This window comes from Pseudidiomarina terrestris, from assembly GCF_030466405.1.
GTDB lineage: Bacteria > Pseudomonadota > Gammaproteobacteria > Enterobacterales > Alteromonadaceae > Pseudidiomarina > Pseudidiomarina terrestris.
In genome coordinates this window covers 359826-377845 of sequence record NZ_JAGGJF010000001.1, presented here as the reverse complement: position 1 = coordinate 377845, position 18020 = coordinate 359826, and the positions used below count along the sequence as shown (strand labels likewise).

General features: G+C 51.8%; 15 protein-coding genes and 1 riboswitch. Of the genes, 9 read left to right on the top strand and 6 right to left on the bottom strand.

Annotated features, from left to right (window positions below; translation table 11 throughout):
- Position 1: 1 nt before the first annotated feature.
- The 6 genes from coaE to nadC all read right to left on the bottom strand — a co-directional run bounded on the left by coaE (position 2) and on the right by nadC (position 6319).
- Positions 2–649 (bottom strand): dephospho-CoA kinase, encoded by a 648-nt coding sequence (gene coaE / locus J6J34_RS01720; protein WP_301898539.1) that lies wholly within the window; start codon positions 647–649, stop codon positions 2–4.
- Positions 646–1542, bottom strand: a complete 897-nt coding sequence (locus tag J6J34_RS01715) for a prepilin peptidase (RefSeq protein WP_301898404.1) — start codon at positions 1540–1542, stop codon at positions 646–648. Before J6J34_RS01715 ends, coaE begins: the two co-directional genes overlap by 4 nt.
- On the bottom strand, positions 1542–2777 hold the full coding sequence (locus tag J6J34_RS01710; protein WP_301898403.1) for a type II secretion system F family protein: 1236 nt from the start codon (positions 2775–2777) through the stop codon (positions 1542–1544). The genes J6J34_RS01715 and J6J34_RS01710 overlap by 1 nt, the downstream gene beginning before the upstream one ends.
- 9 nt (positions 2778–2786) lie before the next feature.
- Complete coding sequence (pilB, locus tag J6J34_RS01705) at positions 2787–4484, bottom strand: type IV-A pilus assembly ATPase PilB (RefSeq protein WP_301898402.1); 1698 nt, start codon at positions 4482–4484, stop codon at positions 2787–2789.
- Between the two features lie 119 nt (positions 4485–4603).
- Positions 4604–5089, bottom strand: coding sequence for a pilin (locus tag J6J34_RS01700; RefSeq protein ID WP_301898401.1), 486 nt, complete (start codon positions 5087–5089; stop codon positions 4604–4606).
- A gap of 170 nt (positions 5090–5259) precedes the next feature.
- A riboswitch (cyclic di-GMP riboswitch) is annotated at positions 5260–5371 on the bottom strand.
- Positions 5372–5452: 81 nt separating this feature from the next.
- Positions 5453–6319 (bottom strand): carboxylating nicotinate-nucleotide diphosphorylase, encoded by an 867-nt coding sequence (gene nadC, locus J6J34_RS01695; protein ID WP_418055277.1) that lies wholly within the window; start codon positions 6317–6319, stop codon positions 5453–5455.
- Positions 6320–6514: 195 nt separating this feature from the next.
- Here nadC and ampD point away from each other — a divergent pair, with 195 nt between their 5' ends.
- The 9 genes from ampD (at position 6515) to J6J34_RS01650 (ending at position 18000) form a co-directional block, all read left to right on the top strand.
- Positions 6515–7114 carry a 1,6-anhydro-N-acetylmuramyl-L-alanine amidase AmpD gene (gene ampD, locus J6J34_RS01690; RefSeq protein WP_301774361.1) on the top strand — a complete coding sequence of 200 codons (600 nt, stop codon included), beginning with the start codon at positions 6515–6517 and terminating at the stop codon, positions 7112–7114.
- A complete protein-coding gene (ampE, locus tag J6J34_RS01685; RefSeq protein WP_301835572.1) occupies positions 7115–7951 on the top strand; it encodes a regulatory signaling modulator protein AmpE in 837 nt (278 codons plus the stop codon).
- 131 nt (positions 7952–8082) lie between these two features.
- Entirely contained in the window at positions 8083–8829 is a 747-nt protein-coding gene (gene pdhR / locus J6J34_RS01680) for a pyruvate dehydrogenase complex transcriptional repressor PdhR (RefSeq protein WP_301719489.1), read from the top strand.
- A gap of 18 nt (positions 8830–8847) precedes the next feature.
- Entirely contained in the window at positions 8848–11517 is a 2670-nt protein-coding gene (aceE, locus tag J6J34_RS01675; protein WP_301774363.1) for a pyruvate dehydrogenase (acetyl-transferring), homodimeric type, read from the top strand.
- 21 nt (positions 11518–11538) lie between these two features.
- Complete coding sequence (gene aceF / locus J6J34_RS01670; RefSeq protein ID WP_301898399.1) at positions 11539–13401, top strand: dihydrolipoyllysine-residue acetyltransferase; 1863 nt, start codon at positions 11539–11541, stop codon at positions 13399–13401.
- An 89-nt stretch (positions 13402–13490) separates the two neighbouring features.
- Positions 13491–14921 carry a dihydrolipoyl dehydrogenase gene (lpdA, locus tag J6J34_RS01665; RefSeq protein WP_301719492.1) on the top strand — a complete coding sequence of 477 codons (1431 nt, stop codon included), beginning with the start codon at positions 13491–13493 and terminating at the stop codon, positions 14919–14921.
- Positions 14922–15134: 213 nt separating this feature from the next.
- Entirely contained in the window at positions 15135–15419 is a 285-nt protein-coding gene (locus J6J34_RS01660) for an encapsulin-associated ferritin-like protein (protein WP_126763758.1), read from the top strand.
- A 109-nt stretch (positions 15420–15528) separates the two neighbouring features.
- Positions 15529–17604 carry a M13 family metallopeptidase gene (locus J6J34_RS01655; protein WP_301898398.1) on the top strand — a complete coding sequence of 692 codons (2076 nt, stop codon included), beginning with the start codon at positions 15529–15531 and terminating at the stop codon, positions 17602–17604.
- A 21-nt stretch (positions 17605–17625) separates the two neighbouring features.
- Positions 17626–18000 carry a hypothetical protein gene (locus tag J6J34_RS01650; RefSeq protein WP_301774366.1) on the top strand — a complete coding sequence of 125 codons (375 nt, stop codon included), beginning with the start codon at positions 17626–17628 and terminating at the stop codon, positions 17998–18000.
- Positions 18001–18020: the final 20 nt, after the last annotated feature.

Below are 18020 nucleotides of genomic sequence, written 5' to 3'. Positions count from 1 at the left end.
CTCAGTCCTCCTGTCCCTGGTCGGTTTGCAGCGCCTTCTCACGGGCGCGTTTCAGGTGCGCTCGTCCCAGATAATCCTGATGCAACGCTTTGACCTGCGGCGCCAGTTCGCTGAGCGTGCCTTCGTTGTTAATGACATCATCTGCTGCCGCTAAGCGCTCGTTGCGGGAAGCTTGAGCGGCAAGAATTTGCTCGATCTGATCGTTGCTGACCTTATCGCGCGCCAAGGTTCGTTGGCGTTGGGTTTCTTCGCTGACATCGACCACCAGCACGCGGTCACAGAGTCGGGTCAGGTTATTTTCAACCAACAAGGGCGCAGAGAGAATCACGTAGGGTGAGGCTGCAGCTTCCAGCTCTTCCAGCAGCTGGCTGCGGATGAGCGGGTGCGTCAGCTGATTAAGCCAGTCTTTTTCTGCCGGCTCGGCAAAGATTTTTTCTCGCAACCAGCCCCGGTTAAGCGAACCGTCATCGGTTAACGCCTGCTTGCCATAACGCTCTGTTACAGCCGCGAGTGCGGGTGTACCTTGATCCAGGATATGACGGGCAATCACATCGGCGTCAACAACAGTGATGCCGTGACTGGAAAACAGATCCGAGACAGTGGTCTTGCCTGAGCCGATCCCTCCTGTTAAGCCGAGCACCCACATCAGATACGCACCAGCCCCCAGTACCAATGGAGCAAGGGCTCACCCCAGATTAAGGCAATTACGCCGCCGAGAATAAGAAAAGGTCCAAAGGGAATCGGTTGCCCGCGTTTATCGCGCTGGATGAGCTGAAGGGTGATACCGATAACGGCGCCACTAAAGGCCGCTGCCAGCACAATAACGGGCAGCAGCTGAAAGCCTGCCCAGGCGCCAAAAGCTGCCAGCAGTTTAAAGTCGCCGTAGCCCATACCTTCTTTACCGGTAAGTAGCTTAAAGGCCCAGTACACGGACCAAAGGAATAAATAGCCGGCAATGGCACCCATGACGGCGTCGGGCAGGCTTACCGGGCCACCGGCCCAAGCCACAAACAGACCTAGCCAAAGAGTAAAGTACGTGAGTTGGTCGGGCAGCAGCATGTGATCATAGTCGATGAAAAACATCGCGATCAGCAAAGCTGCGAAAATCATGTAGTAGAGAGCAGGCCAGCCGGCCCCATAAAACCATGCGATACTGGCAAACACCACACCGGTCAGAATCTCTATTGCCGGGTAACGCAGTGAAATGCGGGCCTTACAGTTGCGACATTTGCCTTTCAGCAGCAACCAGCTCAACACCGGAATATTGTCGTACCATTTAATCGGGTGCTTGCACTTGGGACAGTGTGAGCCGGGCGTTGAAATATTAAAGGTGGAGGGCTCAGCTGCTGGGTTCGGCGTTGTTTCTGGCGTCGCTGTTTCCAAGACCAGAGCACAATCGCGCTGCCATTGACGTTGCATCATCACCGGTAAGCGGCCAATGACCACGTTGAGAAAGCTGCCGACCACCAGCCCCAACACCAGTCCTAACAGCAGCGTCAGATGGCTGTACGACGGGTAGACATCATTAAGTTGTTCTAGCATTAACCGACCACCGCACCAAGGTTGAAGATGGGCAGGTACATGGCAATAATCAGGCCACCGACCAGGACGCCGATCACGACCATGATCATAGGTTCCAGCAGCGCGGTCAGGTTATCGACCAGGTCGTCGACCTCACGTTCGTACACATCCGCGACCTTTGCCAGCATGTCGTCCAGAGAGCCGGATTCTTCGCCGATATAGACCATTTGCGTGGCCATGGTCGGGAAAATGTCGGCGTTGACCATGGCGGTGTTCATTTGCATGCCTGAGGTCACATCGCTTTGAATGCGGTAAATGGCGTCGCGGTAAACAGAGTTACCCGAGGCGCCAGCGGCGGACTCCAGTGCACTGATAAGCGGCACACCCGCTGCAAAGGTCGTGGAGAGGGTGCGGGCAAAGCGGGCGACGGCCGCTTTGTCAAGAATCATGCCGACTACGGGAATTTTTAAGGAAATCGCCTGGACTTTGTCACGGAATTTCTCACTTTTGACCATGGCCCGGCCAAACAGCCAGCCAGCGGCGATAAATCCGGCAATAACATACACAGCGTAGGCTTGCATAAGCTCTGAAAGTTCCACTACAAATTGAGTCATAGCGGGTAGTTCAGCGCCAAAGTCTCTAAAAACACTTTCGAACTGAGGCACGACATAAACCAGCAAAATCATAGTGACTGCAATAGCCACCACAATAACCGCCGAGGGGTAAACCAAGGCTTTCTTGATTTTGGCTTTTAATGCTTCAGACTTTTCCCGGTAGGTGGCTATACGATCGTATATAGCTTCGAGAGAGCCGGACTCTTCTCCGGATTCCACTAAATCACAGTACAAAGGGTCAAAAACTTCTGGATGTTTGCGCAAAGAGCTGGCTAAGGGTGAGCCTGAACCAACATCATCAGCAAGGGTCAGCATCAGATTACGGACTTTGACATGATCCGTACCCTTGGCCACCATCTCCAGCCCTTGCAGCAAAGGCACGCCGGCTTCCAGCATGGTGGCAATCTGACGCGTAAAAAGTGCAATGTCTGCACCTTTAATTTTCTTATGGCCAAAGAGCGGCTTGGCTTTCTTTTTGACTGAGCGCGGATTGATGCCTTGGTCACGTAATCGAGAGCGAATTTCTTTTTCACTATCGCCCCGCATCAGGCCTTTTACTTTCTGGCCTCTGCGGTTAAGTCCCTGCCATTGGAATTCGCTGAAGTCTTCTATTTTTTTACTTTTTTTAGCTGCAGTTGCCATAGCCAACCCTTAGTTGCTGCTGACGCGATTTGCCTCCGCCAGGCTGATGGTGCCGTCAGCGACTCTTTCTAATGCGGACTGTCGTAATGAATTATAGCCTTCTTTTCGTGCTTGCCGGGCAATTTGAATGGAACCCGCACTGGACATAATAAGCTCCTGGATGGCTTCCGTCACTGGCATGACTTCATAAATCCCTGTACGACCTTTGTAACCGTTGGTGCAACGGTCACAACCCACGGGTTTATGGATGGTCAGATTAGGAATTTGCTCTTCCGTAAAGCCCTGACGCAGAAGCTCTTCGTTGGGAATTTCTTCTGGTTCTTTGCACTCACTACAAAGTCGTCGGGCCAGGCGCTGCGCGATAATAAGCGAAACAGAGCCAGCGATATTGTAGGAGGGTACGCCCATGTTCATTAAGCGGGTCAGGGTTTCCGCCGCAGAGTTGGTGTGCAGGGTCGACATCACTAAGTGACCCGTTTGTGCGGCCTTTATGGCAATTTCGGCGGTCTCGAGGTCGCGGATCTCACCCACCATGACCACATCGGGATCCTGACGCAGGAAAGAGCGCAGGGCATCGGCAAAGGTCAGGCCAGCCTTCACATTAATTTGCACCTGGTTGATACCATAAAGGTTAATCTCAACTGGGTCTTCCGCGGTCGAAATATTCACTTCGGGGGTGTTCAGGATATTCAAGCCAGTGTACAAAGAAACTGTTTTTCCTGAACCGGTTGGTCCAGTGACCAAAATCATACCCTGTGGTCTTGCCAGCGCTTCTTCGTAGAGCCTCTTTTGATCCGGCGCATAGCCTAGGGATTCAATGCCCATCATGGCGGACGCTGAATCCAGAATCCGCAGCACCAGTTTCTCACCGTACATAGTAGGCAAAGAGCTCACCCGGAAATCGATGGCCTTGTTTTTCGATAGACGCAGCTTGATGCGGCCATCCTGTGGTAGCCGGCGTTCAGCGATATCGAGCTGTGACATTACCTTTAGGCGCGCAGCTATCCGTGCTGACAACGCAAAAGGAGGTCTGGCGATTTCATGCAAAACGCCATCAATACGAAAACGAATCCGGTACTCGCCTTCATAAGGCTCAAAGTGCAAATCCGAAGCGCCGCGTTTGATGGCGTCGAGCAGCATTTTGTTAATATAAATAACAATAGGAGCATCATTTTTGCCGTCGACGGAAACCGCGCCGTGCTCCTCGCGAATTTCACCTTCAGCGTCAATTTCGCGCAGTTCCTGCTCATCCTGAGCGGTAACACCCAGCATGGTACTTTCATTCTCCAACAACTTATCAATAAGCCTTTGTAACTTGTCTTCCTGAACCAGCACCGCTTCCGATTGTAAACGAGTGCGAAACTGAAACTCGTCCAGAGTTTCAATTCGGGTGGGATCGGACACTGCGATGTAAAGGACATTACCGCGCTGATACAAAGGCACAGCATGGTTCTTGCGGATCAAACGCTCATTGATAAATTGTGGCGGGATAAGTTCGGAATTAAAAGCGTCCAGGTCAAGCCAGGGACAATTGGATTCCTGGTAGCAAAAAGCCGCCAGTTCGTCCGGCTGAATCAGTTTACGCTCTAATAAAACACTGGTGAAAGGTAACTTGGTTTCCCATGCATACTCGCTACAACTTTTCAGTTGCGCTTCGGGAATCCGTCTGTCGCGAAGCAGAAGAGCCGCTAGTGAGTGATGCAGCATAATCCCTTTCTCAAAAAAAGTGGGCTGGGAACACCCAGCCCATCATATAAATGTACTAAGGAACCACTTTCAGGCGGTTCGTTATTACGCAACACTTTTCGAGCTATGCCCAACTTTTGTTAGGCTGTCCCTACCGTACAACCATCTACACGGCTGCCGTCTTCTGCAGCAAAATCGGAACATGCAATCGTCCAAGACATATTTGCGCTGCCCGCTGCCGCTGCAGGAGTTAAGGTGACATCGATAAAACCTGTTCCAGTTGCAGGAACTGCATCTAAAGTAGCGTTTATAACGCCGTCTGCTCCGATTGTAACCTCACGAAGGCCTGCTACTGGGGCATCTGCGGTAGCTGACGCTGGGGCTGTTACTCCATCAGGGATGCCGTTAGTCCCGGCCGTGGAACAACTAGCAAACGATCCTTGTTTCTGATAGCACAGAGCAATTGCTGTCTTGTATGAAGACAAAGCAGACATACCCGTACTAGCCTTCGCACGCTGCGTATAGTCAGAATAAAGTGGAATGGCGACGGCCGCCAAAATACCGATGATTGCTACTACAATCATCAATTCGATTAAGGTAAAACCTTTTTGTACTTGCGCTTTCATGTCAAATCTCCCGAAAGGTACGATAGTATTCAATTATAATTGTTGTACGGTGTGGCATTCCCTTGTTGGTCTAACACACCAACAACAACAAACTCTGCATCAGCCGAAAGACTGTGGTTGCGCTTTGCGACCGTGAAAGCCGAAATAGCCACTCCATCCACCAGACTTTAGCCTGCAGCCCCGCTATCCGCCAGTACCTTTACGTTAAAAGGTCAGAAAAGGCACCGGTAGGGACCGGAGGTTTTGCGTCACCGCCTCACAACGGTTTTGCCTTTTAAAGCAATTGCCTGGCATTCCACAGACTAAACCTGCGGATTGCGCACTGCTTAGTAAACATAGCAGATGTAAGGGTTTCGTCAATAGTTAGACATCTGAAATGCGCAGAGAAAGATCGACCGCTTTTATGTGCTTGGTAAGCGCGCCCGAAGAAATGTAATCAATTCCGGTACTTACTAAGGTCTCTAGCTGATCTCGGACGATATTTCCCGACACTTCAATACGAACATTTTTTGACCTCAGCTTAACAGCGCTACGAATATCCTCATAACTGAAGTTGTCTAACATGATAATATCCGCACCTGCAGCCATCGCAGTCTGATACTCTTCCAGGCTTTCGACCTCGATCTCAACGATTTTATCGGGGTTTAAACGGCGGGCTTCCTTAATCGCTGCGTCAATCGACCCACAGGCCATGATGTGATTTTCTTTGATCAAATAGGCGTCATAGAGACCGACGCGATGGTTACTGCCACCGCCACAGACCACTGCGTATTTTAAGGCGGTGCGAAGACCCGGAATGGTCTTGCGGGTATCAAGCAACTTAGTTGACGAACCGGCTAAGAGGTCAACGTAGCTGGCGGTCGTGGTGGCCACCCCTGACAGGGTTTGTAAAAAGTTAAGCGCGGTCCGCTCGCCAGTGAGTATGCTGCGGGCAGGGCCACGCAATTCACACAGCAGAGTGTTAGCGCTGACGCGGTCGCCATCGGCAACCTGCCAGTCGACACTGACGTCATCACCCAGCTGGCGGAAAACTTCATCGACCCACGCCGTGCCGCAGATCACTGCATCTTCGCGGGTAATGATGCGGCCATGCGCTTGCTGGCTGGCCGGAATCAGTTGCGCGGTAATGTCCAGCGCGCCACTTTGTTCATTTGTCAGTTCACCTTTTGTCAGTTCATCTTTTGTCAGTTCATCTAAGGGACCGTTTAAGTCTTCGGTAAGGGCGCGCATGACCATGTGCTGACGGTCGGCGGCAAGAAGTTCAGGCTGTACACGAGTATCCATGATGAACGGTCTCTCTGTTGGTGACTCTGGTGATGATGTTGTGGTCGTTCAGGAAAGCGCTTATTGTAATGGGTCGCCGCGGGGGTGACAATGGCAGGCCCTCGGATAACGTCGACAACAAGTGGAAAGCAGAAGCCGCAAATGAGCACAGACAAAACTGAATCTGACCCGAACGCTAGCATTAATAACGGTAAGTACCGGGATGCCGAGCAAAAGCTGTCACCGCATCATGATCAGCGCAGTGACCCGACCGATATCAGTGTGCTGGTGGTGCATGGCATAAGTTTGCCTGCCGGTGAGTTCGGACAGCCCTATATTGACCAGCTTTTTATGGGCACACTGGATCCCGAGGCGCACCCGAGCTTTGCTATTCTTAAAGGGCTGAGAGTCTCAGCCCACATGGTAATCCACCGCGACGGACGCATCGTGCAATATGTACCCTTTCACCTGCGCGCCTGGCACGCGGGGATCTCGCATTATTGTGGGCGCCGAGGCTGTAATGACTTCGCGATTGGGATTGAGCTTGAGGGAACGGACACCGAGCCCTACACTAAAGAACAGTATCAACAACTTGCGCGGGTCGCCGCAGCTCTGGTAGAGCATTACCCCGCGTTGACAGCGCAGCGGATTGTTGGCCATCAGCACATTGCGCCGGTACGTAAGACCGATCCGGGCCCAGCTTTTGATTGGCAGCATTTTAAGCAGCTTGTGAACCAGCAGCTGCATAGCGAGGATGATTAAATGCAATTATTGGCGATTTTATTGGCGTACTCGTTAGAGCGCTCCGTGACCTTGAGTCGCAATCTGCATTGGCGCCGCATTGTGCTGCGCTGGCAGCAATGGCAGGCTAAGAAAACCCAGCTCGGCGGTGACTCGCAGGAAAAAATTTCAGAATGGCGGCAACACCTGCTGGGCGAGGTGGTATGGGCCATACTGCCGGCCTTAATCATCACTTTTGTGGTGTTGCTGGTGGACTCCTTCCTGTTGTCTTTTGTCGTTGGCGTACTTGCTTTGCTGGCCTGCATGCAATGCGGGCAGGCGCGCAAAGCCTATAAAGCCTACCTCGAAGCTGCCAATCTGGGCGATACCGGAGCCACCGCCGAGCAACTACGGCAGATACGGCGCGCAGCGGGCGTTCACGACGCGGCACCGGTTCACGATTTACTGGCATGGATCCATTTACGCTATTACTTTGCACCGCTGTTTTATTACGTGTTGTTTGGTATCTTCGGGGTGCTCGCTTATGCCACATTGCGCGATATGAAACACCCGCACAGCAAAGCCTGGACACAATTGCAGCTGATCATCAACTGGCTACCGACCCGCATCATGACCTTTGGCTTTTTAATGGTGGGGAACTTCGGCAAGGCGCTGCCGGTATGGCTGAGTTCAGTGGGCAATACTCCGCAAAACAACTTTGCTGCATTGAGTAAGGTTGCAGCGGCAGCCGAACAGCTGGAACCGGGGCATGAGGATGATGTGACCTCAACTGCTCTGACCACTGTTGCACTGCTAAAGCGTAACCTTCTGTTTTTCATCGTCTTGTTGGCAGTAATGACGATTGCGGGCTGGTTCTGATGAATTAATGTTTGGGTTCATGCCTGAACTAGTCTAAAATACGTTTGGTAAGACCAATGCACCACCGTTATCGGGGCACATCGCCGCCCAGAGCCGTGGGGCCAGAATCAATCTGCTAAGGTTCTTAATGAATGGCATTTGACCGCATACAACCGACCAAACTGTCCGACGTCATCATGCAGCGCATTGAAGGCATGATTGTTGATGGCACGCTAGAAGCTGGCGCGCGTTTGCCGTCAGAGCGTGATCTTGCCCATCAGTTTTCGGTGTCGCGGCCGAGTTTGCGCGAAGCCATTCAAAAATTAGAAGCTCGTGGTTTACTTGAGCGACGTCAAGGCGGCGGCACTTATATTTGCGATAACATGCAGAAGCGCGTGGCGGAGCCACTCCTGGAACTGCTAACACAGCACCCTGAATCGCAGTTCGACCTGCTCGAGTTTCGCCACGCGCTCGAGGGTATTTCTTCTTATTATGCCGCGATGCGTGGCACCCCAACGGACATTGCTCGTATTGCCGAGAGCTTTGCCGCGATTCAGCAGGACGATGACGCGGAACTCGCCGCACAAGCGCATGCACTCAACGAATTCAACCTGCGCATCTGCGAAGCATCGCATAATGTGATCCTCCTGCACCTGGTGCGGAGTATGCAGCCACTGTTAGAGAAAAACATTCAGCAAAACCTGCACGACCTGTCACACAAAGCTGGCGTCATGCAACAACTGCACGAACACCGGCAGCACATTGTGACTGCCATTTCAGCTGGCGAGCCCGAGCAAGCGCGCGAAGCTTGCCATCAGCTGCTAGCCTATATTGAACACGCGTTATTGACCTCCAACCGTGAACAGTCACGGATTCAGCGGTCACTGCGCCGAACGTAAACTGGGTAAGGATAGAGTATGACTGACCATTTGAAAGACGACCTTGATCCACAGGAAACACGCGAGTGGCTTGATGCCCTCGAAGTCGTGTTAGAAGAAGATGGCCCGGAGCGCGGTCATTTCCTGATGGAATCATTGATTGAGAAAGCGCGTCGCAGCGGTGCCTATCTGCCGTATGCGGCCACCACCGCTTACTTGAATACCATTCCGGCAAGTCAGGAACCGACCATGCCTGGTGACCAGAGCATGGAAGCCCGTATCCGTTCGGCAGTCCGCTGGAACGCCTTGGCCATGGTCTTACGTGCCTCGAAAAAAGACTTGGAGCTTGGCGGTCATATTTCGAGCTTTGCCTCATCAGCGATGATCTACGATGTGGGCTTCAACCACTTTTTCCGCGCGCCGACCGATAAAGACGGCGGTGACTTCCTGTTTATTCAGGGCCATGCCTCACCCGGCATCTACGGCCGTGCGTTCCTGGAAGGTCGTATCAGCGAAGACCAGCTCAACAATTTCCGTCAGGAAGTTGATGGCGAAGGTGTGAGTTCTTACCCGCATCCAAAACTGATGCCTGAGTTCTGGCAGTTCCCAACCGTATCTATGGGTTTAGGCCCGATTCAGGCGATTTATCAGGCGCGTTACCTGAAATACCTGACCGACCGTGGCATTAAAGATTGCTCTAACCAACGCGTGTACTGCTTCTTAGGGGATGGCGAAGTCGATGAGCCAGAAAGCTTAGGTGCGATTGGCCTGGCGACTCGCGAAGGTCTGGATAACCTAACCTTTATCGTCAACTGTAACTTGCAGCGCCTTGACGGTCCTGTTCGTGGTAACGGCAAAATCATCCAGGAGCTGGAAGGCACCTTCCGCGGCGCTGGTTGGGAAGTGATCAAAGTGATCTGGGGTCGCTACTGGGATCCGCTGCTGTATCGGGATACCGAAGGCAAGCTGGCGCAAATCATGCAAGAGAGCGTGGATGGCGAGTACCAGAACTATAAAGCTAAAGGTGGCGCCTACACGCGTGAACACTTCTTTGGCAAAACCGAAGAGACCAAAGAAATGGTCGCCAACTTGTCCGATGAAGACATCTGGCGCCTGAACCGTGGTGGTCATGACCCGGTTAAGGTTTACGCGGCGTACCACAAAGCGGTTAACACCAAGGGCCGGCCACAGGTTATTCTTGCTAAAACCGTGAAAGGGTACGGCATGGGCTCGGCCGGCGAAGGTAAAAACATCGCCCACCAGGTCAAGAAAATGGACATGGATGCGATCAAGCACTTCCGTGACCGCTTTAACATTCCAATTAAAGACAGCGAGTTGGAAGACATCCCACTGTACAAATTCCCGGACGACAGCCCGGAAATGAAGTACATGCGCGAGCGTCGTGAATCGCTTGGCGGCTACATGCCAGTGCGTCGCCCGAACACCGACGTCGAGCTGGAAATGCCGGCTCTGAAAGCCTTTGAGTCGGTCTTAAAAGGCTCAGGTGATCGTGAGATCTCAACTACCATGGCATTTGTGCGGGTCCTGAACTCACTGTTGAAAGACAAGAAAATCGGCAAGCGTATTGTGCCGATTATCCCAGACGAAGCCCGTACTTTTGGTATGGAAGGCTTGTTCCGTCAAGTGGGTATTTACTCCAGTCAGGGCCAGAAATATGAGCCGCAGGATGCGGATCAGGTCGCCTATTATCGTGAAGATAAAGAAGGCCAGGTGCTGCAGGAAGGTATCAACGAACTGGGTGCGATGGCGTCATGGGTAGCAGCAGCGACCAGCTACTCGACCAACAACGAACCTATGATTCCGTTCTACATCTATTACTCGATGTTCGGATTCCAACGTGTGGGTGATTTGGTCTGGGCCGCAGGCGACAGTCAGGCCCGTGGCTTCCTGATTGGCGGTACCGCCGGTCGTACCACGCTGAACGGCGAAGGTTTGCAGCATCAGGACGGCAGCAGTCACCTGTTGTTCAATACCGTCCCTAACTGTGTGACCTATGACCCGACCTTCGGTTATGAAGTTGCGGTCATCGTGCAAGATGGCTTGCGCCGCATGTACGGTGAGCAGGAAAACGTTTTCTACTACCTGACGGTCATGAATGAGAACTACCAGCAACCGGAAATGCCTGAGGGTACCGAAGAAGGTATCATCAAAGGTATCTACGAACTGGAAGAGCATAAAGCTAAAGGCTCTAAAGGTCAGGTACAGTTGCTGGGTTCGGGCACCATTTTGCAGCAAGCGCGCAAAGCCGCACTTATCTTGTTGGAGCAGTACAACGTATCGTCGAAAGTTTACAGCGCGACCTCGTTCAACGAGCTGGCCCGCGACGGTATGGATGTGGATCGTCACAACATGCTGAATCCAGGCAAGAAAGCTGAAGAAGCTTATGTGACCAAAGTACTCAGCAAGGCCAAGGGGCCAACCATTGCTGCCACGGATTATCAGAAGCTTTATGCTGACCAGATCCGTGCCTGGGTGCCAACACCTTACCGCGTGTTGGGTACTGATGGCTTTGGTCGTTCAGACAGCCGCGAGAACTTGCGTCGCCACTTTGAAGTAAGTGCCGAGTATATTGTAGTGGCGGCCTTAGCAGAACTCGCCAAAGCCGGGGATATCGATAGCAAAGTAGTGGCCAAAGCCATTAAGGATTTCGATATCGACACTAGCAAAATCAACCCACTGTACGCGTAAGCGACGGGAGCGGAGACAAACATGGCAGATGCAAAAGAAGTGCTCGTCCCCGATGTGGGCGGCGAAGAAGTCGAAGTTATTGAAATTATTGTCAGCAAAGGCGATAGCGTTGACACTGAAGACGGTTTGATCACCGTAGAAAGTGACAAGGCGTCGATGGATATTCCTGCGCCTTTTGCTGGTACCGTAAGTGACATCAAGGTCAGTGTCGGCGATAAGATCAGTGAAGGCGATTTGATTGCGATGATCGAGGCTGCGGGTGAATCGGATGATTCATCTGATGATTCGTCCGATGATTCTGGATCTTCGTCGGCTGACGCCGATGCATCTTCTGACGAAGATGCAGAAGGGTCAGACCGCTCCGGGTCTGGCCCGGACGCCGATGATTCATCCGATGATTCTGGATCTTCGCCGGCTGACGCCGGTGCATCTTCTGATGAAGATGCAGAAAGGTCAGCCCCTTCCGGGTCTGACCTGGAGGGCGGTGAGACCAAGGTTATCGACGTTAAGGTGCCGGATATTGGTGACGACGGTGAAGTGGATGTGATTGAGGTGCTGGTCAGCGTCGGTGACACCATCGAAAAAGAAGATGGCTTGATCACGCTGGAAACCGACAAGGCCACCATGGACGTACCTAGCCCGCAAGCGGGTACGGTGAAATCCGTGGAAGTGAGTACCGGCGACAAAGTGAAAGAAGGCTCGCTGGTGATTACTTTGGAAGTTGCCGATGAGTCTGGTGGTAAGAAGTCTGAAGATAAGAAGGCTTCTGAGTCTAAGTCTTCGGACTCTGAGCCTTCAGACTCTAAGCCGGCTGACGCCGGTGCATCTTCTGACGAAGATGCAGAAGGGTCAGACCGCTCCGGGTCTGACCCAAGCGGTCGGGCGACCGCGAGTGGGGAGCGCAAGGCGCCGCCAGTGCCTGATCATCCGCTCGACAAGAAAGGTAAAGCAGAAGGTTTAGCCTATGCTTCACCAGCGGTGCGTCGTTTAGCCCGCGAGTTTGGTGTCGATCTGAACCAGGTCAAAGGCTCTGGCCGCAAAGACCGCATCCTCAAAGAAGACGTGCAAGAGTACGTGAAGTATGAACTGTCACGTCCGAAAGCGACCTCATCAGGCAGCACCTCGCAAGGTGCGGGTGGCTTGCAGGTGATAGCACCACCAAAAGTCGACTTCAGCAAGTTTGGCGAAGTCGAAAAAGTACCGATGTCTCGCATTCAGAAGATTTCTGGTCCGAATCTGCATCGCAACTGGGTCACCATCCCGCACGTCACGCAATTTGATGAAGCGGATATCACCGAGCTTGAAAACTTCCGTAAGCAGGAAAACAAGCTGCAGGAGAAGAAAAAAGACGGCGTGAAGATCACCCCGTTGGTGTTCATCATGAAAGCCGTTGCCAAAGCGCTGCAGGAGTACCCGCAATTCAACTCGTCGCTGCATGAAGATGGCGAGCACCTGATCATGAAGAAATACATCAACATCGGGATTGCGGTGGATACCCCTGGAGGCTTGGTAGTGCCGGTGATTCGTGATGTCGACAAGAAAGGCATTTATGAGCTTTCTGAAGAACTCATTGATGTCAGCACGCGGGCTCGTGACGGTAAGCTGAAAGCGCAGGACATGCAGGGCGGTTGTTTCTCAATTTCCAGCCTGGGCGGTATTGGTGGTACAGCGTTTACACCCATCGTGAATGCGCCGGATGTCGCCATCCTCGGGGTTTCAAAAAGTGAAATGAAACCGAAATGGAACGGCAATGAATTTGAGCCGCGGTTAATGTTGCCAACCAGCTTGTCTTACGACCATCGTGTCATTGACGGTGCGGTTGCGGCGCGCTTTAGTGTGTATCTGTGCAACGTGTTGTCAGATATCCGTAAGATGATTCTATAAATTAAACAAATCGTGGCGGGGCTGCTATAATGCGCCCCGCGCGAAAGTTAACCGAATTCAACGAAATTCTACGAAAGTAAGAGGTCGTCATGAGCAAAGAAATTAATGCCCAAGTGGTCGTACTCGGTGCAGGCCCCGGTGGTTACTCAGCTGCATTCCGTGCTGCTGATTTAGGTTTAGATACTGTACTTGTTGAGCGTTACAGCACCCTTGGTGGGGTCTGTCTGAACGTGGGTTGTATCCCATCCAAAGCCTTGCTGCACCTTGCTAAGCATATTGAAGACGCGAAACACATGGACGCTGAGGGCGTTGAGTTTGGCGAGCCTAAAATCGACCTCGACAAAATCCGTAAGCACAAAGAGAAAGTTGTCGGTCAGTTGACTGGCGGTCTTGGGCAAATGTCCAAAATGCGTAAAGTGAAGGTCGTTACGGGTAACGGCGAGTTCGCCAGCGATAAGCAGCTGAAAGTAAAAGATGACGATGGTAATGAAACTGTTGTTAACTTCGAGCATGCCATTATTGCGACCGGTTCACAATCGATCAAACTGCCTTTCGTACCTCATGACGACGAGCGTGTCTGGGACTCGACAGCGGCACTTGAGCTGCGCTTCATTCCTGATCGCATGCTGGTTCTTGGCGGTGGTATTATCGGTCTGGAAATGGGCTGTGTGTACAGCGCTTTAGGTTCGAAAATCGACGTGGTCGAAATGACCGAACAGCTGATCCCGCCAGCAGACAAAGACATCATCAAGCCTTTCACTAAGTCAATGAAGAGCAAGTTCGACAACATCATGTTGAACACCAAAGCTGCTAAAGTGGAAGCCAAAAAAGACGGTATTCACGTCACCTTTGAAGGCGATAACGCACCTGACAAGCCAGTTAAATATGATGCAGTTCTGGTTGCTGTGGGCCGTGCGCCAAACGGCAAGAAGATTGCTGCCGATAAAGCTGGTGTGAAAGTGACTGACCGTGGTTTCATCGAAGTCGACAAGCAAATGCGTACCAACGTGAAGAATATATTTGCGATTGGCGATTTGATTGGCCAACCGATGCTGGCGCACAAAGCTGTTCACGAAGGTCACGTTGCTGCGGAAGTTATTTCTGGCAAGAAACACTACTTCGATCCGAAAGTGATTCCATCGATTGCGTACACGGATCCAGAAGTTGCGTGGGCGGGTCTGACCGAGAAAGAAGCTAAAGAGCAAGGTATTGAGTACGATACAGCGGTATTCCCGTGGTCAGCTTCTGGTCGAGCCATCGCACAAGGCGCAACAGACGGCATGACCAAGTTGATGTTCGACAAGAACAACCGCATCATCGGTGGCGCTGTGGTAGGTAGCAACGGTGGTGAATTGATGGGCGAAATCTGTCTCGCTATCGAAATGGGCTGTGACGCAGAAGACATCGCGCTTACTGTCCATGCTCACCCAACCCTGCACGAATCTGTAGGACTGGCGGCGGAAGTGTTTGAAGGCTCAATCACCGACCTGCCAAACAAAAAAGCGAAGAAGAAGAAGTAGGCCGTAGTTCTGGTACGGGTCTAATTCTCGTACATCACGACACTTCGAACAAAACACCGCGATGGCTCAGCCACCGCGGTGTTTTTTTTGCGACCAAAACTGATCATTTCAAGATACATACCATAGCATTCCAGTTGTATAGCTGCGGCGCATCCCGTAAGGTAAAGAGGTGCTTCGCAGAAAGACTTTTTAACAAAAGAAAAGGAGCGAGTTATGGCGAATGAAGGTTATCATGAACCCTACGAGTTACTTTCGGACGAAACCCGTGACATGCACCGTGCCCTGATTTCCCTCATGGAAGAGCTGGAAGCTGTGGATTGGTACAACCAACGCATTGACGTCTGCAAAGATGATGAGCTCAAGAAAATACTGATTCACAATCGTGATGAAGAGAAAGAACATGCGGCCATGACCCTGGAATGGATTCGTCGCCGTGACAAGAAGTTTGATGAACAATTGAAAGACTACCTATTCACCGACGACGTGATAGGACATTAACAACGAAGCCGTTACTGGCCATTCGAGATCAGTGATTAGATTGGGCTGGAAGTATTTCCCTAACTGCTATCGAATGGCCAAAAACGCTCCTGAATTTTATGAGGAAGTTATGCGTAAAGTGAGTACTTTGGCCCTAAGTGTGGCCCTGGCCCTTGGTGTTGCAGCATGTTCGCCGCAAAACCAAACCGAAACTGCGAACGAGCAAGCTGCTGAGCAAGTACAGCAGCAGTTAAGCTCAGGTTTGGACATGAACGACTTCAACACTGAAGTTCGCCCACAAGACGACCTGTTTACCTATGTCAATGGCGGCTGGGTTGAGAGAACCGAAATTCCTGCGGACCGGTCACGGGTGGGCTCATTCAACGAACTGCGTGACGAAAACCAGGAACGCCTGCGTAAGATCATTGAAACCGCTGCGGCCAGTTCACCAGAGCCAGGCTCCAACGCTGACAAAATCGGTGACTTCTTCAATAGCTTTATGGACGTCGAGCGTCTCAATAACCTGAGCTATCAGCCCATTGCTGGTGACTTAGAAGCGATCAGCAAGTTGCAGAACCATGATCAGGTGGCTGCCCAGTTTGCACAACTCGCACGTCTGGGTGTGAGTTCACCCTTTGGTTTTTATGTCTACGCTGATGCGAAAAATCCTGATGTGAATACCATGTACATGTCGCAAGCCGGTTTGGGTTTACCGGACCGTGATTACTATCTGAAAGACGAAGAGAAGTTTGTCGAAATTCGGGATGCCTACCAGTCCTACATCGGCGACATGCTGACTCTGGTTGGCTACGACGCGGAGACAGCAACAACAGCAGCTGAAAAGGTGCTTGAGCTTGAAACCAAATTGGCCGAAGTACAATGGAGCCGGGTCGAGAGCCGTAATGCTGATAAGACCTACAACAAAAAGACCATGGAAGAAGTGCAGGAGTTGCTGGGTGCATTTAACCTGGGCGCTTACACCGAGGCCGCTGGTATTGCAACGGTGCAGGAAGCTGTAGTTCGTCAACCTTCGTACTTCGAAGACTTCGGTGGCATGTTCGAAAATGTACCGCTGGATACCTGGCAGCACTACATGAGCTTGCGTCTGGTCAGCAATTTTGCCAATGCATTAAGTGAAGAGATCAACGACCGCCAGTTCGCGTTCTACGGTAAAGTTCTGCGTGGTACGCCGGAGCAGGAGCCTCGCTGGAAGCGTGGTGTTGATGCCGCTGATAGCGCCTTAGGTGAAGTTCTTGGTCAGTTGTACGTTGCCGAGTATTTCCCACCCGAAGCGAAAGATCGGATGGAGACTCTGGTCGATAACTTGATCAAAGCTTATGGCGAATCCATTAAAGAACTCGAGTGGATGAGCGAAGAAACTAAGCAAAAAGCCTTGGAGAAATTGAGCAAGTTCACTCCTTATATCGGTTATCCAAGCGAATGGCGCGATTATTCAGCGTTGGTCGTAGCGGAAGATGATCTGGTAGGTAACTACAAGCGCTCTGCTGAATTTGACTATCAGGAAAACATCAGCAAAATCGGTGAGCCGGTAAAAGCTGAAGATTGGGGGATGACGCCGCAGACGGTAAATGCCTACTACAGCCCGGTACGTAACGAGATCGTGTTCCCGGCGGGCATCTTGCAGCCGCCATTCTTCGATATGAATGCTGAAGATGCAGTGAACTATGGTGGTATTGGTGCCGTTATCGGTCACGAGATCGGTCATGGTTTCGATGATCAGGGTTCAAAATACGATGGCGACGGCAACCTGCAAAGCTGGTGGACCGATGCTGACCGTGCAGCTTTTGATGAGCGCGGTGCGCAATTAGCGGCACAATACGGTACTTATGAGCCACTTGAGAATGTCTTCGTTAATGGTGAGTTAACCCTTGGCGAAAACATCGGTGACTTAGCCGGTTTAACCATTGGTTACCGTGCCTATGTCGACTCACTGAATGGCGAACCTTCGCCAGTACTTGATGGTTTCACGGGTGAGCAACGCGTATTCCTGGGCTGGGCGCAAGTCTGGCAGACCAAGCAACGTGATGAATACACGCGCAACCAGGTGTTGAGCGACCCGCATTCACCAGCGTATTACCGTGTGAACGGAACAGTTGTGAATGTACCAGCATTTTACGAAGCTTTTGACGTCAAGCCAGGTGATGATCTGTACTTGCCGCCAGAAGAACGCGTGACTATCTGGTAAGGAATAGGTTAGACTGTCGCCATGAAAGCATTTCTTTGGTTGATTATTGTCTCATTACTTCTGGTGCCGCTCGCGGCGCCAGTTGCTGCTGCGTCCGCGTCTTTCGGGGATGTCGCGAGTGAGACTGTGGTCAGCCATCATGCTGACATGGCGGCGGATCATGCCTGCTGTGATGAATCGGTAAAGGCGCAAGCTGCGTCTTTTGCCGCGCAAATGGATTGCGATGGTAGCTGTGGCGATTGCCAGCACCATTGTGGCGCCAGCGCCTTAGCGCTGCTGCCAAGTTTTACTTCAGCCGCACCTGCCAGTGAGCAAGGACAGTGGCTACTCCCTTCACGTCATTTATTAACCCGTCAGGATCGTCACGATCGTCCCCCAATGCCTGCAAACAGCTGATTAAACCTTTTTCAGTTTTT

Coding starts and splice junctions, on each gene's coding strand:
- J6J34_RS01715 (WP_301898404.1), bottom strand. CDS start 1,542: ATGCTAGAACAACTTAATGATGTCTACCCGTCGTACAGCCATCTGACG.
- J6J34_RS01710 (WP_301898403.1), bottom strand. CDS start 2,777: ATGGCAACTGCAGCTAAAAAAAGTAAAAAAATAGAAGACTTCAGCGAA.
- pilB (WP_301898402.1), bottom strand. CDS start 4,484: ATGCTGCATCACTCACTAGCGGCTCTTCTGCTTCGCGACAGACGGATT.
- J6J34_RS01700 (WP_301898401.1), bottom strand. CDS start 5,089: ATGAAAGCGCAAGTACAAAAAGGTTTTACCTTAATCGAATTGATGATT.
- nadC (WP_418055277.1), bottom strand. CDS start 6,319: ATGCGCGCCCTTACCGAAGACTTAAACGGTCCCTTAGATGAACTGACA.
- ampD (WP_301774361.1), top strand. CDS start 6,515: ATGAGCACAGACAAAACTGAATCTGACCCGAACGCTAGCATTAATAAC.
- ampE (WP_301835572.1), top strand. CDS start 7,115: ATGCAATTATTGGCGATTTTATTGGCGTACTCGTTAGAGCGCTCCGTG.
- pdhR (WP_301719489.1), top strand. CDS start 8,083: ATGGCATTTGACCGCATACAACCGACCAAACTGTCCGACGTCATCATG.
- aceE (WP_301774363.1), top strand. CDS start 8,848: ATGACTGACCATTTGAAAGACGACCTTGATCCACAGGAAACACGCGAG.
- aceF (WP_301898399.1), top strand. CDS start 11,539: ATGGCAGATGCAAAAGAAGTGCTCGTCCCCGATGTGGGCGGCGAAGAA.
- lpdA (WP_301719492.1), top strand. CDS start 13,491: ATGAGCAAAGAAATTAATGCCCAAGTGGTCGTACTCGGTGCAGGCCCC.
- J6J34_RS01660 (WP_126763758.1), top strand. CDS start 15,135: ATGGCGAATGAAGGTTATCATGAACCCTACGAGTTACTTTCGGACGAA.
- J6J34_RS01655 (WP_301898398.1), top strand. CDS start 15,529: ATGCGTAAAGTGAGTACTTTGGCCCTAAGTGTGGCCCTGGCCCTTGGT.
- J6J34_RS01650 (WP_301774366.1), top strand. CDS start 17,626: ATGAAAGCATTTCTTTGGTTGATTATTGTCTCATTACTTCTGGTGCCG.